11 protein-coding genes and 1 pseudogene are annotated in these 14152 nt (G+C 64.7%); 6 read left to right on the forward strand and 6 right to left on the reverse strand.

Going from position 1 to position 14152, the window contains the following annotated elements; all coding sequences use genetic code 11:
* Positions 1 to 205 precede the first annotated feature (205 nt).
* The gene (gene malZ / locus C2U30_RS13275; RefSeq protein ID WP_103244704.1) at positions 206 to 2035 is read left to right on the forward strand and encodes a maltodextrin glucosidase; all 1830 of its coding nucleotides are present in this window, start codon (positions 206 to 208) and stop codon (positions 2033 to 2035) included.
* A 154-nt stretch (positions 2036 to 2189) separates the two neighbouring features.
* On the opposite strand, the gene C2U30_RS13280 is transcribed toward malZ, so the two are convergent.
* Positions 2190 to 2723, reverse strand: a complete 534-nt coding sequence (locus C2U30_RS13280; protein WP_042016441.1) for an ATP--cob(I)alamin adenosyltransferase — start codon at positions 2721 to 2723, stop codon at positions 2190 to 2192.
* A gap of 94 nt (positions 2724 to 2817) precedes the next feature.
* The gene (locus C2U30_RS13285; RefSeq protein WP_103243913.1) at positions 2818 to 3939 is read right to left on the reverse strand and encodes a DUF5610 domain-containing protein; all 1122 of its coding nucleotides are present in this window, start codon (positions 3937 to 3939) and stop codon (positions 2818 to 2820) included.
* 169 nt (positions 3940 to 4108) lie between these two features.
* Here C2U30_RS13285 and trmA point away from each other — a divergent pair, with 169 nt between their 5' ends.
* The 4 genes and pseudogenes from trmA to C2U30_RS13305 all read left to right on the forward strand — a co-directional run bounded on the left by trmA (position 4109) and on the right by C2U30_RS13305 (position 7958).
* Positions 4109 to 5242, forward strand: coding sequence for a tRNA (uridine(54)-C5)-methyltransferase TrmA (trmA, locus tag C2U30_RS13290; protein ID WP_103243914.1), 1134 nt, complete (start codon positions 4109 to 4111; stop codon positions 5240 to 5242).
* Between the two features lie 258 nt (positions 5243 to 5500).
* Positions 5501 to 6209 (forward strand): annotated as a pseudogene (rstA, locus tag C2U30_RS13295) (two-component system response regulator RstA).
* A 186-nt stretch (positions 6210 to 6395) separates the two neighbouring features.
* Positions 6396 to 7721, forward strand: coding sequence for a two-component system sensor histidine kinase RstB (gene rstB / locus C2U30_RS13300; protein ID WP_103243915.1), 1326 nt, complete (start codon positions 6396 to 6398; stop codon positions 7719 to 7721).
* 54 nt (positions 7722 to 7775) lie between these two features.
* Positions 7776 to 7958, forward strand: a complete 183-nt coding sequence (locus C2U30_RS13305; protein WP_010676075.1) for a hypothetical protein — start codon at positions 7776 to 7778, stop codon at positions 7956 to 7958.
* Positions 7959 to 8030: 72 nt separating this feature from the next.
* Here the strand turns inward: C2U30_RS13305 and C2U30_RS13310 are convergent, their stop codons facing one another.
* The 3 genes from C2U30_RS13310 to rpmE all read right to left on the reverse strand — a co-directional run bounded on the left by C2U30_RS13310 (position 8031) and on the right by rpmE (position 11232).
* Entirely contained in the window at positions 8031 to 9287 is a 1257-nt protein-coding gene (locus tag C2U30_RS13310) for a malic enzyme-like NAD(P)-binding protein (RefSeq protein WP_103243917.1), read from the reverse strand.
* Positions 9288 to 9466: 179 nt separating this feature from the next.
* The gene (locus C2U30_RS13315) at positions 9467 to 10900 is read right to left on the reverse strand and encodes a DUF2867 domain-containing protein (RefSeq protein ID WP_010676077.1); all 1434 of its coding nucleotides are present in this window, start codon (positions 10898 to 10900) and stop codon (positions 9467 to 9469) included.
* Between the two features lie 116 nt (positions 10901 to 11016).
* Positions 11017 to 11232 carry a 50S ribosomal protein L31 gene (gene rpmE / locus C2U30_RS13320; protein ID WP_010676078.1) on the reverse strand — a complete coding sequence of 72 codons (216 nt, stop codon included), beginning with the start codon at positions 11230 to 11232 and terminating at the stop codon, positions 11017 to 11019.
* 147 nt (positions 11233 to 11379) lie between these two features.
* Here rpmE and priA point away from each other — a divergent pair, with 147 nt between their 5' ends.
* Positions 11380 to 13587: a primosomal protein N' gene (gene priA / locus C2U30_RS13325; RefSeq protein ID WP_103243918.1), complete on the forward strand. Its 2208-nt coding sequence runs from the start codon at positions 11380 to 11382 to the stop codon at positions 13585 to 13587.
* Here the strand turns inward: priA and C2U30_RS13330 are convergent.
* Positions 13584 to 14123 (reverse strand): TetR/AcrR family transcriptional regulator, encoded by a 540-nt coding sequence (locus C2U30_RS13330; RefSeq protein WP_039039676.1) that lies wholly within the window; start codon positions 14121 to 14123, stop codon positions 13584 to 13586. The two genes, priA and C2U30_RS13330, sit on opposite strands and share 4 nt — an antisense overlap.
* Positions 14124 to 14152 lie beyond the last annotated feature (29 nt).

Genomic DNA, 14152 nt, shown 5'->3' on the forward strand with positions numbered 1-14152 from the left:
ATTCTGGCGGATCAGCTGGAGCAGCTGCACGAACAGGGCAACGCCCTTGCCGATTTGCTGACCCAATAGCGTCACGGCAGACCGCCCAGCCAAGCCGGAAGCACCGTCTCATTCTGGCCGGTCGTCACATACACACGCCCATGGACGGGATAAGATGGCCTGCGCCCATCCCCCACTCCTGAGCCTCTCTGACACAGTAGATACCATGACCCATCCCTTCCTGTTTCACCCCCAGGCGGCACCCTGGTTCAAAGAGAGTGCCGACACCCTGCAGCTCACCCTGTTCAGCGAGCTGGACGCCCCCATCCGCGAGGTGTGGCTGCGCCACGAGCCGGACAACGAGGAGTATCTGGTCGCCATGACGCCGATCGCCACCCGGGACAGGCTTCAGGTCTGGCAGGTCGAACTGCCGCTGGCCAGGGGGCAGGAGATCCACCTCTACTGCTTCAAGTGCCTCACCGACGAGGAGCAGTGGTGGCTGCACGGGGCAGGCGTCAGCGCCGCCATGCCGCCGCGGGAGCAGCATTTCCGCTTCAACAGCCATCACCAGCCCCCGGCCTGGGTGCAGGATCAGGTGTTCTACCAGATCTTCCCCGACCGCTTCTGCAACGGCGACCCGTCGCTGAGCGTCAAGCATCACGAGTACGAGTACAGGGGCAAGGCGGTCATCAGCAAGGCCTGGGGCGAGCCGGTCAGCCGCCACGAAGAGGGGCACGGCGCCTGTGAATTCTACGGCGGGGATCTGGCGGGCATCGACGCCAAGCTGCACTACCTGCAATCCCTGGGTGTGACGGCGCTCTACCTCAACCCCATCTTCGATTCGCCGAGCAACCACAAGTACGACACCCAGGACTACTTCAAGGTGGATGCGCACCTCGGTACCAATGCCCAGTTTGCCGAGCTGACCCGCAACCTGCACCAGCGCGGCATGAGGATCATCCTGGATGCGGTGGTCAACCACACCTCCACCGAGCACCCCTGGTTCTGCCCGCCGCTGGGCGCCCAGAGCAACCCGGATTCCCCCTGGCGCAGCTTCTACACCTTCGATCAGGAAGGGGATTATGTTAGCTGGAAAGGGATCCGCAGCCTGCCCAAGCTGGATTTCTCAAGTGAACAGGTGCAGGACGCCGTTTATCGGGCAGACAACGCCATTCTGCGCTACTGGATGCGCGCCCCCTACCAGATCGATGGCTGGCGCTTTGACGTCATCCACATGCTGGGGGAGCGAGGCACTGCCGAGGGCAATCGCGGCCACGTGCGCGCCATTCGCGGTGCGGTGAAGCAGGAGAATCCGGACGCCTACGTGCTCGGCGAGCACTTCTTCGAGGCGAGCCAGTGGCTGCAGGGGGATCAGGAGGACGGCGCCATGAACTACTACGGCTTCGCCCACCCCATCCGCGCCTTCCTGGCGGGGCAGGACATCGCCTATCACCCCATCAAGATCAGCGCCACCGAGCTGGATCACTGGCTCAAGCTGGCGCGGGCCCATATTCCGTTCAAGAACCAGCTGGCCCAGTTCAACCTGCTGGACAGCCACGACACCGCCCGCTTCCTGCACCTGCTGGGGGAAGACAAGCAGCGGATGCGACTCGCCGCCACCCTGCTCATCACCTACATCGGCGTGCCCTCCATCTACTACGGCGACGAGGTGGGGCTCTCCGGCGGCAACGACCCGGACTGCCGCCGCTGCTTCCCCTGGGATACCACCGACTGGGATCACGTGCTGCACGACCACTATCGCCGCCTGATCCAGCTGCGCCGCCAGCGCCCGGCCCTGCGTCGGGGAGACATCCAGACCCTCTACGCCGGCCCCCACAGCTATGTGTTCGCCCGTACCCTGCAAAGCGATCAGGTGGTGGTCGCCTGCAACCGCCACCCCACGGAGCCGCGCACCATCAGCCTGCCCCTGTGGCAGACCGCCAGCCCCGCCAGCCGCTTCACCGACGCCTTCAACGGCGACAAGTTCGAGGTGGTGCATGGGGAGGTGCAGCTCACGATCCCGGCCAACTCCGCCAGGGTACTGCTGTCGAGCTAGGGATAGCGGCAATAGAAAACCGGCGCTCGGGGCGCCGGTTTTTTTATGCCTGCATCCCCCGAAGTGGCGGATGCTGCCTCATCGCTGTTTTTCGATCCTATAGCCCTACGTCACCATGTGTCATGCGACGAATACATCAAACATCATCTCTTCATCAGTAGTTGATGCTGACATAGGGGACTTCGGTCACATCCCACGCCTGCTTGAGGTAGACGGTGAGCACGAAGAAGAAGTTGGCCAGCAGATTGGCGAAGCGATAGAGGATGGGATCGAAGCGCACGCCGCTCTCTTCCAGGCGTACCAGCAGACGCACCACCTTCTTGCTGCCACAGCGGCACAGGTGCAGGGTGGGAATGGGCTGGGGCCCCTGGGGCAGCACGAAGCCGGTCACCCGGCCGCGACTCGCTTCGTTGTAGTGATCGTACCGTCCCTTCAACCAGTCCAGATCCTCTTCGAAGATGCCGAGCCGTCCCCGCACCGAGCCGTTGAGGTTGTAGATGAGCCGCTGCAGGGTCGCCAGATCCGCCATCACGGGCCGGGTATCCTCATCCGGCATCAGATGAGAGAGCACGGCCCCCACCTGGCAGCAGAGCTCGTCGGTGGCGATCTCGTAGTCGCACTGGAACTGGGTTTCGAAGATGAAGGGGTAGCAGAGCTCGCGCTTGTCTCTTGGCTTCTTGGGGTTCATGGCATCGCCGGGCTGGGGAAAAGGGCAGTGTGCCAGCCCGGGGACGGGCTGGCAAACACCCCGCCCCCGCCAGCATCACGGGGGCGTCGCCAGACTAGCCGGTCGCCATCTGCTGGCCAAGCAGCCGCATGGCCTCCAGCATCCGCTGGTTGAAGCCCATGAAGCCTGCCCCCTGGGTCGCCCCGTCCTGACCCCGCGCCGCCAGCACGGTGGGCGTCAGCGCCTCCTGCTGGGAAGGGGGCAGCAGGGCGTCGGCCTGCTGCTGCAACCGGCTGAGCCTCGGCAGGTAGTCCGCCAGGGGCTTGAGGCTCTCCTGCAGGGAACTGGCCCCCTGGTAGGTCTGACTCAACTTGGCCGATTGCTTGAGCTTGAGGGAGTAGGAGACCAGCTGGCTGTCATCCAGTTGCAGCCCGTTCAGCCCGTCAGCCAGAGTCTTGCCGTCGCCCCCCTTGAAGAACTGCCCGGCCAGCTCGTCCAGCCCCTTGACCAGGGTGCCGATGGCATCCATCTCGGCACTGTCGAGATCCCCCTCCAGGGAGAAGTCGAAGCTCTGGCTCGACTTGAGGCTGAACTGGCTGCCGCCCCCATCGCTCTGGGACTTGAACTGCCAGCTGTCGCTGAAGCGCAGCATCACCTTGTCCCCGTCCCGGGTCTCGATCTCGAGGAGGGCCTGCTGGCGGCTGGCCATCCTGGCATCCCCCAGATCCGTGGTCGACACCTTGCCGAAGAACTCCTTCTCGAACTCGTCGAGCCCCTTCTGGATCAGCTTGTAGCTCTGATCCATGCCGGTCTTGATGTCCTCGTTGTCCGCCCAGTCACCGAGCTGCTTCCTGGCGTCACCGAAGCCCTTGTCCACCCCCTTGCGGGCCTGCTCCATCATCTTGGTCAGGTCGTCGTCGGACTTGCCGTCCGCACGGGCCGCGCCTATCCGCCCGGTGACGAACTGCAACACGTTGTCCGCCACCGACTGGAAATCGAACAGGGTCTCCGGAGTGACCTCCTGAGGTTCCTGCACCTTGGGTGCCTTGTAGCCCTGGCCGTTGATCTCCAGCGCAAATTGCAGCGCCTGCTGGATCAGCACCTGGGCCCATTTCGGGGGCTTGTTCAGGGAGACCTCATCCCCCTTGTCCGCCGTTTTCGACTCCGTCTGTTGAGGCGATTTGGGAGCAATGCCCACTCCCTTGGGTTGGGCTGTGCCCATGCCATCAATTTGCATCATTACTCTCCCGCCTATAGTGGTGGATCGGTTATCGGCCCGACTGGCCACTTCTTGACCACAAAAAACTTGGACAATCCGCAACGGCCTTTTAAAATCCCCACCCTTTGGTTGGCTGCGGCCTTCCCCCGGTCTTTCCCCGGCTCAGCCCGGTGCATGCGAGGTATCCATGACTCAATCCCAGCCATCTTCCGCCGACGCCCAGGGCAGACGGACTCCTGCCGACTACCAGGCCCAGCTCGACGAGAAGCGCGATCGCCTCACCCAGCTGTTCGCCCCCTTCAATCCGCCCGAGCTGGAGCTGCACGCCTCTCCCGCCGAGCACTACCGGATGCGCGCCGAGTTCCGCATCTGGCACGAGGGGGACGACCTCTTCCACTGCATGTATGCACCGGCCACCAAGGAGATCATCCGGGTCGACAGCTTCCCCACCGCCAGCCTGCTCATCAACCGGCTGATGCCGGTGCTGCTGGCCGGGCTGCGCCCGCACCCCGTGCTGCGCAAGAAGCTGTTCCAGATCGACTACCTCTCTACCCAGTCCGGCCAGATCTGCGTCAGCCTGCTCTACCACCGCAAGCTGGAGAACGAGTGGCAGCAGGCCGCCGAGGCGCTGCAGGCCGACCTGCGGGCCAAGGGGTTCGAACTGCAACTGATTGGCCGCGCCCACAAGCAGAAGATCTGTCTCGGGGATGACTTCGTCATCGAGCGGTTGACCGTGCAGGGGCGCGAGCTGGTCTACAAGCAAGTGGAAAACAGCTTCACCCAGCCCAACGCCGCCATCAACGAACAGATGCTGGGCTGGGCCCTGGACGTGACCAAGGGGAGCGAGGGGGACCTGCTGGAGCTCTACTGCGGCAACGGCAACTTCTCCATCGCTCTGGCGCAGAACTTTCGCAAGGTGCTGGCCACCGAGATCGCCAAGCCGAGCGTGGACTCCGCCCAGTTCAACATCGCCGCCAACGGTGTCGACAACCTGATCATCCTGCGCATGTCGGCGGAGGAGTTCACCATGGCGATGCGCGGCGAGCGGGAGTTCAACCGCCTCAAGGGGGTCGATCTCGGCGCCTACCAGTGCAACACCATCTTCGTCGACCCGCCCCGGGCCGGTCTGGACGACGCCACCGTCAAGCTGGTGCAGGATTACGACAACATCCTCTACATCTCCTGCAACCCCGAGACCCTGCAGGCCAACATGGCCGTGCTCGGTGAAACCCACGAGATCGCCCGCTTCGCCCTGTTCGACCAGTTCCCCTGGACCCACCACATGGAAGCCGGGGTGTACCTGAAGCGCAAGGGCGGCTGATCCGGGCGGTTCCCCGGCTGCCCCATGGCAGCCGGGGCCGCTTTGGCCACTGAAGGGCGCGGATCCTGCCTCATCGGACCGACCCGCCACGGGACAAGTGGGGCGGCCCGATGCCAACCGCTTCATCCTGCCCCCCCATCCCCCCGGGAGAAGGGGCAAAAACCCCCGCATTGATTAGTTATCCCGGTGCAGAGCGCGGACGCAGCCGTTATGCTGGCGACACACCCACTCACGCCATGACCGGGGAACCACGCCACCATGCCACGCGTTCTGTTTGTTGAAGACGATCCCGAGATAGGCCAGCTCATCAGCAGCTGGCTCGGTCGCCACGACATCGAGGTGCTGCTGGAGACCCGGGGTGACCGGGCACTCGACAGGGCCCTGGCCGAGCAGCCGGATCTGGTGCTGCTCGACATCATGCTGCCGGGGCAGGATGGCCTCTCCCTGTGCCGGGATCTGCGCCCGCGCTTTGCCGGCCCCATCGTCATGCTCACTTCGCTCGACAGCGACATGAACCAGATCCTGAGCCTGGAGCTGGGGGCCAACGACTACATCCTCAAGACCACGCCCCCCCCCGGTGCTGCTGGCCCGGCTACGAGTCCAGTTTCGCCAGCAGGGGCAGAGCCAGCAGGCCGTGGTCCCCGCCGCCCCGCCCCAGCGCCTGCAGTTCGGCCGCCTCCAGATAGACGGCCCGGGTCGGGACGTGCGCCTCGATGGGGAGAGCATTCCCCTCTCCACCGCCGATTTCGACCTCCTGTGGGAGCTGGCCTGCCACGCGGGCCAGATCCTGGGGCGGGAGGCGCTGTTTCGCAGCCTGCGGGGGCGCGACTACGACGGCCAGGATCGCAGCATGGACGTGGCCATCTCCCGTCTGCGCCGCCGGCTCGGGGATGACAGCAACAACCCGACCCGCATCAAGACGGTGCGCCAAAAGGGTTATCTACTCGTACCCCAGGCCTGGGAATGACAGCAACAACTCGATCTGGATCAAGACGGTGCGCCAGAAAGGTTACCTGCTGGTGCCCCAGGCCTGGGAATAAGCCCCGCCGAATGACCTTGATGCACTCAGCCTTCTCCCCTTGCGGGAGAAGGGTTTGGGATGAGGGGCAACAAGGCAATGTCCAGACGCAATCCAGGCAAGAGGAGAGCCCCGATGCGACGCCTGTTTATCCAGTTCTATCTGTTGCTGATAGGCTGCTTCACCCTCGCCATTCTGCTCATCGGGCTGGTCTATCAGGTCAGTGCAGAGCGGGCGGGGGACCGTTATCTGGAGCGGATGATGCAAGGCTCCCTCGGCCTGCTCACTGGCGAGCTGGCCCGGCTGCCGCCGGAACACTGGGCCACCCGCACCGGCGAGCAGAGCCGCCAGCTCAATCTGCCGCTGCAGATCGGCGTCCTCGCCAACCAGCCCCTGGCCAGCGAGGATCAGGCCTTCCTCGAGGCGGGCAACATCGTCATCGTCGAGGAGGATGACACCTTCCTGCAGCGCATCCCGAACACCGACAAAGTGCTGATCGTCGGCCCCGTCCCCTACCTCTCCTACCTGCACGAGCTGCACTGGGTGGACGTGGGGCTGCTGCTGCTCATCGGCCTTTCCCTCGGCCTGCCCATCCTGCTCTGGCTTCGCCCACACTGGCGCGGCCTGCAACAGCTCGAACAGACCGCCCGCCGGGTCGGCGACGGGGATCTCTCCTGTCGCACCGGTTTGCCGCCCGGCAGCAGCCTGGGCCGGGTCGGCCGCACCTTCGACCAGATGGCGGAGCAGTTGCAGGCCATGCTGGCCAGTCGCAAGCAGTTGACCGACGCCATCGCCCATGAGCTGCGCTCCCCCCTGGTGCGGCTGCGCTATCGCCTCGCCATGCTGGCCGAGCCTCCCTCACCCGAGGAGCAGCAGGGACTGGAGCGGGACCTCGGCGCCCTCGATGCCCTCATCGAGGAGATGCTCACCTATGCCAGGCTCGATCGCCCCGAACTGCCGCTGCAATGCAGCGATCTGGAGCTCGGCAGCTGGGCCGGCAGCCGCCTGGCCGACTGGCAGGCCCTGCGACCGGACAAGCGGCTCGACTTCGTGCGCCCGGCCATGGCTCTGCCCTGGCGCGGCGACACCCGATTGCTGGACCGGGCGCTGGAAAACCTCATCGGCAACGCCCTGCGCCATGCCACCAGCCAGGCAAGCCTCTGCATAGCGCGACAGGGGGACGACTATCAGCTGGAGGTGGCCGACGATGGCCCCGGCATCGATCCCGCCCTGGCCCCGCAAATCTTCGAACCCTTCGTGCGCCTGGATCAGAGCCGGGACAGACGCACCGGCGGCGCCGGGCTGGGGTTGGCCATCGTGCGCAGCATCGCCCACCACCACGGCGGCGAGGTGCAACTGCTGCCAAGCCGCAGCGGTGCCCGTTTCTGCCTGACCCTGCCCGTACATTTGGATACAAACCGTCACCAGTCGCTCACTGAACCGCAGGTCGAACAGCCCTAGGATGAAGTCATGGAGAGACGCTCCATGTCATCAAACCGAACGAGGAACTGGAATATGAACAAGCTGATCCCCCTGACTCTGGCCGCTGTCTTCGCCCTGACCTCCGGCTTCACCATGGCCGCCACCCCGACCAAGGCCGCCGCTCCCCACGCCACCCAGACCAAGGTCGTGAAAAAGCATCACAAGGCTGCCCACGCCAAGGCGCCGGCCGTCAAGGTTGCCCCCAAGACCAAGTAAGCTGCCCGCTTCCACCATGAAAAAGGGGCCCCCGACAGGGGCCCCTTCTGTTTTTTGCGTGCTTGCCGTGACTCAACCCAGCATGTAATCCGCCGGCAGTTCGATGCGGGCCACCCCGGAGGCAACCGCCGCCAGTGCCACGGCACGGGCAACCCGCGGCAGCAGGCGGGCATCCATGGGCTTGGGAATGACGTAATCCTTGCCGAAGGCGAGTTCACTCACGCCAGCGGCGGTCAGCACCTCGGCGGGCACCGGCTCCTTGGCCAGAGCACGGATCGCCTCCACTGCCGCGATCTTCATGGCATCGTTGATGCGGCTGGCACGGGCGTCGAGGGCGCCGCGGAAGATGAAGGGGAAGCAGAGCACGTTGTTGATCTGGTTCGGGTAGTCCGAGCGGCCGGTTCCCATGATGAGGTCACCGCGCACTCCGTGAGCCAGGGCAGGCTTGATCTCGGGGTCCGGGTTGGAGCAGGCGAAGATCACCGGGTTGGGGGCCATCAGGGCCACCGCCTCGGCGGGCAGTACGTCCGGGCCGGAGACGCCGACGAAGACGTCAGCCCCGTCGATCACCTCCATCAGGGTGCGCAGGGGGGTGTCGTTGGCGAAACGCTGCTTGTACTGGTTGAGATCGGTGCGGCCGCTGTGGATCACACCCTGGCGGTCCAGCATGAAGATGTTGTGCGGCGCAGCCCCGCACTTGATCAGCAGATCCATGCAGGCGGTGGCGGCGGCGCCGGCGCCCATGCAGACGATGCGGCTGGTCCCAATCTCCTTGCCCTGCACTTCCAGCGCGTTGAGCAGCCCGGCGGCGGTGACGATGGCGGTACCGTGCTGGTCATCGTGGAACACCGGGATGTCGCAGCGAGCGATCAGCGCCTCTTCAATTTCGAAGCACTCGGGGGCCTTGATGTCTTCCAGGTTGATGCCGCCGAAGGTGTCGGCGATGGCGGCCACCGTATCGATGAACTGGGCGCTGGTCTCGTGCTTCACCTCGATGTCGATGGCGTCGATGCCGGCAAAGCGCTTGAACAGCAGGGCCTTGCCCTCCATCACCGGCTTGGAGGCCAGCGGGCCCAGATTGCCCAGCCCCAGGATGGCGGTGCCGTTGGAGATGACGGCCACCAGGTTGCCCTTGCCGGTGTAACGGTAGGCATCGGCCGGATTGGCGGCGATCTCGCGTACCGGTTCGGCAACGCCCGGGCTGTAGGCCAGCGCCAGATCGCGAGCGGTCTCGGCGGGCTTGGTGAGGGCGATGGCGATTTTGCCCGGAACGGGTTGGGCGTGGTAGTCGAGTGCCTGTTGGCGGAGATCGTGCTGCTGATCGGACATGGGGGACCCCGATACGGAAATGAATGAGTGATGCGTTGGCTCGCCAGCGGGCGAGGGCTGAGGATCATAAAGAAATCCCCCGCCCTTTCACAGCATAAAATATCGCTGGATAGCAATGACACGCTAGTCAGTAGCATGTCATGCCATCCAAAACTACCCAATTAGTTATAGATTCGATTTCAATCCATGACTGGAATGCCGGCTTTTGCCTCTGCCTGCCGGGCGATGGCCTCCGTCATCCCCTGGAAGATGAAGAGGTGAAACGGCAGCATGGCAAGCCAGTAGGCCAGCCCCCAGGCCCCCTGCGGATGCCAGTGGGCCGTCACCCGCAGCCGGGTCAGGCCGGACTCCAGGGGCTGGATGTTGAACTCCAGCCGACCGACGCCGGGGGCCTTCATGTTGAACAGCAGATCCAGCCTGCGTCCTTCATCCACCCCGAGGATCTGCCAGGAGTCCAGCATGTCCCCCTTCACGAAGCGATCCGGGTTGGTGCGTCCCCGGGTCCGGGCCGGGCCGCCGATCAGGTGATCCATCCATTCGCGCACCACCCACAGCTCGTTCATGTAGAAGTAGCGCTGCTCACCCCCCAGTTGCTGCAACACCTGCCACACCACCTCGGGGGCGGCGAGGCAATCCGCCTCCCCGCTGGCGGTACGGTCGTAGAAGCCATACTCGGGATGACGCCAGCGCAGACCCAGGGGCGTCTCCTCCCCGTGCTGCTCGGCACCGAGCCTCTGCTCCAGCGCCAGGCTCTCCGCCAGCGCCTCATCGAAGCTGAGCAGATGCTGGGGCAGCAGGGCGCGCAAGGGGCCGTCATCCGCCGGGATGTCGTGCTTGAGCCCCCCCACCAGCGCCTTGGCGATGGGTTGGGGAACCGAGGTGGCGAACTGCAGCCACCAGGCGGAGAGCCGGGGGCTCAAAAAAGGTATCGGAATGATGGGGCAGCGTTTGCCGATGTGGGCGGCGAACTTCTGGAGCTGCTGCTGGTAGCTGAGCAGCTCGGGGCCGGCCGCATTGAAGATCTGGCCATCCACCCCGTCGGCTTCCACCAGCCCGCCCAGATAGTGCAAGAGGTTGGAGAGGGCGATGGGGGGCGTGCGGGAACGCACCCACTTGGGCGTCACCATCATGGGCAGGTTGTACACCAGATCCCGCATCACCTCGAACGCCGCCGAGCCGGGGCCTATGATGATGCCGGCACGCAGCTCTACCGTGGGCACCCCTGCGCTGCGAAACAGCTCCCCACAGTAGCGCCGGGAGTTGAGGTGGCGACTGTTGCAGGGCTCGGGCTGGATGGCCCCGAGATAGACGATGCGGCGCACCCCGGCGGCACGGGCGGCAGCGGCGAAGTTCTTCACTCCCTGCTGCTCCAGCCGGTGAAAACCGGCCCCCGCCCCCATGGCGTGTACCAGATAGAAGACGGTGTCGACCCCCGCCAGCGCAGGGGGCAGGGTGGCAGGCTTGAGGCTGTCGGCGAGGCGAAACGCCACCCCCTCCGGCAGACGGCAGGGCCGACGGGCCCCGGCGATGACCCTGTACCCCAGACCCTGCAAATGAGGCACCAGGTAGGATCCTATGTACCCGGCAGCTCCCATCACCAGACATGTGCGCATCGGCTCTTCTCCCTTGGTTGAGCCAACACCATAGGGCAAAGCGGTGAATTACAGAATGGCGGCCAATAAAAAAGGCACCCGATGGGCGCCTTTTTCAGAATTCTTCAGAAGCAAGATTACTTCTTGGAGGTCAAGCCACCGAAACGCTTGTTGAACTTGTCTACGCGGCCGCCGCTAGAAACTTCTTTCTGCTTGCCGGTGTAGAACGGGTGGCACTCGGAGCACACGTCCAGGTTCAGATCTTTACCGATGGTAGAGAAGGTGTTGATGACGTTACCGCAAGAGCACTTGGCGGTGATGGCTACGTAGTCAGGATGGATACCAGCTTTCATGGACAACCTCAATTATCAGGCCGTGTCGCCATCCGATCTCTTGTCGGACACCACACGATTGTTGAACACAGTTTCAAAGGCTGCGAATAATATAGGAAACGCCTGAGATCAGGCAAGTGGCTTCGCAGAAAAAATAGGCAACCCCTGGTGAATTCTTCCCAAACGCTGGATCTGGTTCGTGTGGCTGTGCCGGTGCCGTTACGCCGTCATTTCGACTATCTCTCTCCCCTGCCCTTGCCTGCCCCCGGTTGCCGGGTCGAGATCCCGTTCGGCCCGCAGACCCTGGTCGGTCTGGTGGTGGATCACCCGACCGAGAGCCTGGTCCCCCGCAACAAATTAAAGCCCTTGAAGAGGGTGCTCGACAGCGCCCCCGTGCTGGGGCCCGACATTCTGGCGCTGATGGCCTGGAGCGCCGGTTACTACCAGCACCCGCTGGGGGAGGTACTGCCCCACGCCCTGCCTGTGCTGGTGCGCAAGGGGGAGCCCGCCGCCTATCGGGAGCTGGAGTTCTGGTTTGCCACCGATGCGGGCATGGCCATCGACCTCAACGAGCTCAAGCGGGCGGCCAAGCAGCAGCAGGCCCTCGCCTTGCTGCGCAAGGGGCCGCAGACCCCCTCCGCCCTCAAACAGGAGGAGATCCAGAGCGCAGCCCTCACCGCGCTGGAGAAGAAGGGACTGCTGGAGAAGCGCTCGCTGGAGCCGAGCCATGATGGCGACTGGGCCACCCGCTTCGAGCCGGGTGAGGGGCTGCGCCTCAACGGCGAGCAGGCGCTGGCGGTGGCCGCCGTCACCAGCCAGAGCAACAAGTTCGGTGCCTTCCTGCTGGACGGCATCACGGGCTCCGGCAAGACCGAGGTTTACCTCAGCATCCTCGAGCCCCTGCTCAAGGCGGGCAAGCAGGCGCTGGTGATGGTGCCGGAAATCGGCCTCACCCCCCAGACCATCAACCGCTTTCGCCGCCGCTTCAACGTGCCCGTGGTGGCAATGAACTCCGCCATGAACGACAGGGAACGGCTCGACGCCTGGCTCGCCTGCCGCGACGGTGGTGCCGCCATTCTGATCGGCACCCGATCCGCGGTGTTCACGCCGTTCAAGGACCTCGGCATCATCATCATCGACGAGGAGCACGACGGCTCCTTCAAGCAACAGGACGGCTTTCGCTACCACGCGCGGGATCTGGCGGTGATGCGGGCCCATCGCGCCGGCATTCCCATCCTGCTTGGATCTGCCACCCCGTCGCTGGAGACGCTGCACAACGCCCGCAGCGGCAAGTATCACCACCTCACTCTCACTCGCCGCGCCGGCAACGCCCAGACCGCTCGCCAGGTGATCCTCGACATCAAGAACGTGCGGCTGCAGGCGGGGCTCTCCCCCCAGCTGGAACAGCTGATGGCCGAGCACCTGGCGGCGGGCAACCAGGTGATGCTGTTTCTCAACCGTCGTGGCTATGCCCCGGCTCTTATCTGCCACCAGTGCGGCTGGAGTGCCGCCTGCGAGCGCTGTGACGCCTGGTACACCTGGCACCAGGCCGGGCGGCGGCTGCACTGCCACCACTGCGACAGCGTGCGCCCGCTGCCCCACCACTGTCCCGAGTGTGGCAGCAACGAGCTGATCGGCTCCGGGATCGGCACAGAGCAGCTGGAGCAACTGCTTGGCACCGTGTTCCCGCAATATCCGGTGGTGCGCATCGACCGGGACAACACCCGCCGCAAGGGGGAGCTGGAGACGCACCTCGGCGACATCAAGGCGGGCAAGTACAAGATCCTGATCGGCACCCAGATGCTGGCCAAGGGCCACCACTTCCCGGACGTGACGCTAGTGGGCCTGCTGGACGTGGATGGCGCCCTGTTCAGCGCCGATTTTCGCGCCGCCGAGAAGCTGGCCCAGCTCTACACCCAGGTGGCGGGCCGGGCTGGTCGCGCCAGCAAACCGGGGCTGGTTGTGCTGCAGAGCCACCATCCCGAGCATGCCCTGCTGCAGGATCTGACCCAGAACGGCTATGGCCACTTCGCCGACACGGCGCTGAAAGAGCGCCGCCTGCTGGGGCTGCCACCGTTCAGCCATCAGGGACTGTTCCGGGCCGAGGCCAACGGTCGCGACGAGGTGCAGCTGTTCCTCAGCCGTCTCGCCGATACCCTGCGCAGCGCCCGCTATCCCCAGGTGCAGGTACTGGGGCCCATCAGCGGCTTCATGGAGCGCAAGGCGGGCAAGTTTCGCATGCAGCTGCTGGTGCAGGGGCCCAGCCGGGCACCGCTGGCCCAGCTGCTCGACTGGGCGGTGACGGAGCTGGAGGGGTGGCCCGAGACCAAGCGGGTGCGCTGGAGTCTGGATATCGACCCCACGGAACTGAACTAGCGCGGCTCTGCCAGCACGGCCTCCGCCAACACCCTGGCCTGTTCCAGAGCCAGGGGCTGCTGATAGCTGTGGGCCATCACCACGGCCCCTTCCAACAGCAGGCATAATCCGGTGGCCTGCACCTCGGTGCATTCGAGGGCCTCCCTGACCCAGTTCAGCAACGCCCGCTTGTGGGCCACCACCAGCTTGCGTACCGGGTGGCGAGGATCGGAGAACTCGGCGCTCGCGTTGATGAAGTTGCAGCCGTAGAAGTCGCTGCGGCCAAACCAGTCCGCAAAGCCATCGAGCAGCGCGAGCAACCTGGCCTCCCGCCCCGATACCCCATCCATCCTGGCATCGAGCAGGGCAAAGAACTCCGCATCCCGCGCCATCAGCACCGCTTCGATCAAGGCATCCTTGGTGGGGAAGTGGCGATAGAGGGTACGTTTGGTACTGCCCGCCTCGGCCCAGATGCGATCGATGCCGGTGGCGTGAAAGCCGTGACGATTGAACAGCCGATAGGCTGTCGTCATCAGCTGTTGCCGTTTGTCGCTCATGGTGACTTTCCTCTTGAAGTACACCGATC

This window comes from Aeromonas sp. ASNIH5, assembly GCF_002902865.1.
Classification (GTDB): domain Bacteria; phylum Pseudomonadota; class Gammaproteobacteria; order Enterobacterales; family Aeromonadaceae; genus Aeromonas; species Aeromonas caviae.